Here is a 1771-nt window from a genome sequence, read left to right as displayed (position 1 = left end):
TTCCTCGGTGGGGGTGGTGGGGGGTGTGGGGCGGCGGTGGTGCGCGCGAAGGGTGGTGGGGCTGGGTACGCCCGTGGTCCGTCGCGGTGCGGCCGGTCGCCGTGGAGGGCGAGTGATCGGCCGGTGGCGGAAACCTATGAACGGGGACGGCACGAGGACCATCCGGGTGCCCGTACATACGGACACCTATTTATTTCGACGCGACGACGGGTGCGTGAGGGCCGTGCCGCCCGAGAAGGGGTGGTCGCGCCGCGGGTCCGGTGCCGGGGGATTGATTGCGTATCCGTGGAACCGGCTCTCCGGATGTTCGGGAGTACGGAAGGGCCCCTAGGTTCGGGCGTCGGCCGACCGGACTCGTGGGCCCGTGCGGAACACGCTCGGGATTCCTCCAGCCTCGGTCGGCCGACCTGTGCACGGGCGTGCGGAACGAGCTGTGCGCGCCGCCCTCGGGCAGTCCCGGCCGGACGGCACCGCGCCCTGCTTTTCGGCAGTCGGCCGGGCGTGCTCCGCGGCGCGCCGTCGCCGAAGGCTCTTCCGCGCGCCCGGGCACGCCCGCCCGTCGAATGCCGGCCCCCGCGCGCGCTCATACGTGAATCCGCGCCACCCGCCGCCGGCGCCGCGCAACGAGACGGATTTCCGGTTTCGCGCGGGAGGGGCGGTGAAAATTCCGTTCCCGTGCCCGTGTGCTCGCGCTGCCACCTTGATACGGTTCCGGAATCGACTCGTGCGAACCGGTGCCCCGGGCGCGGAATGCCTTTCGCGGGATTCCCGCCGTACGGGATTCCCGCGGCGAGGGGTTTCCGCCGTACGGGATTCCCGCCGCGGGAACCGTAGGGCCGCCGCGCCACGGCCTCCGCGCCTTCCCGACGCTTCGGCGGCGAGGTGGCGAGGTGGCGAGGTGGCGAGATGGCGGGGCGGAGAGGTGGCGGGACGGCGGCCCCGCGGCGGGTGCGAGGTGCCGGGTGCGGCGTGACCGGGCCGCCCGGAAGGAAGAGAGCGAGGATGACGGCGTGATCGAGACGCGTGGTTCCGCTCTGCGGCCCCTGGCCCGCGCCCTCGCGGACGGAAGCGCCGATCCGGTGCTGCTGTTCGTCGAAGGCGTCGCCGGCTCGGGGAAGAGCCATCTGCTCCGGGAGCTGGCCGACCTGCCCGGGACGGCGGACACGGCCCGGGTGCGGTGGCGGTGCGGCGCCGGCGACGGCCCGCCGGAGCAGGACGGACACCGGCGGACACCGGCCCTGTGGCTGGTGGACGACGTCCACCGGGCGGACGAGGACGAGCTGGGGCGGCTGCGCCGGGTCCTCGAAGGCCTCGCACCGGGCTCGGCGGCTGCCGTGACCTACCGTCCCGAAGAGCTTCCCGTGCCCGGTCTGCCGCTGGGCGCTGCGCCGACGGCGTACCCCTCCGGCCTGGCGGTGCTCCGGCACCGCCTCGCACCCTGGGACGAGGAACGCGTCCGCCGGGCCGCCGTGGAGGCGCTGGACGGCACCTGCACGGACGGGGCGGTGCGCAGGCTGCGCGAGCTCACCGGCGGGGTGCCCCGGGTGGTCGTCGACCTCCTCGCCGTACTGGGGGAGCAGCGGCCGCCGTTCACCGGCACGGCAGCCGAGGTGGAGGCGGCCGGCGTGCCGGCCCGGCTCGCGGAGCTGGTCCTGACCCGTACGCACGCGCTGTCACCGGCGCACCGGCCGGTGGTCTGGGCGGCCGCCGTCCTCGACGGGCCCGTCGGCCGCGACGAGCTGATCGCGGTGTCGGGGCTCGGAACCGCGAC

Annotated in this window: 1 pseudogene; it reads left to right on the top strand. The window is 75.2% G+C overall.

Features of this window, described 5'->3' with window-relative positions:
* Positions 1–1010: 1010 nt before the first annotated feature.
* Positions 1011–1771, top strand: a pseudogene (locus ACIP5O_RS36870) (helix-turn-helix transcriptional regulator); the annotation flags it as partial.

The organism is Streptomyces sp. NPDC088915, assembly GCF_044749825.1.
Taxonomy (GTDB): Bacteria; Actinomycetota; Actinomycetes; order Streptomycetales; family Streptomycetaceae; genus Streptomyces.
Note: the sequence above shows the minus strand (reverse complement) of the source record. Positions and strands in the feature narration are given on the sequence as shown.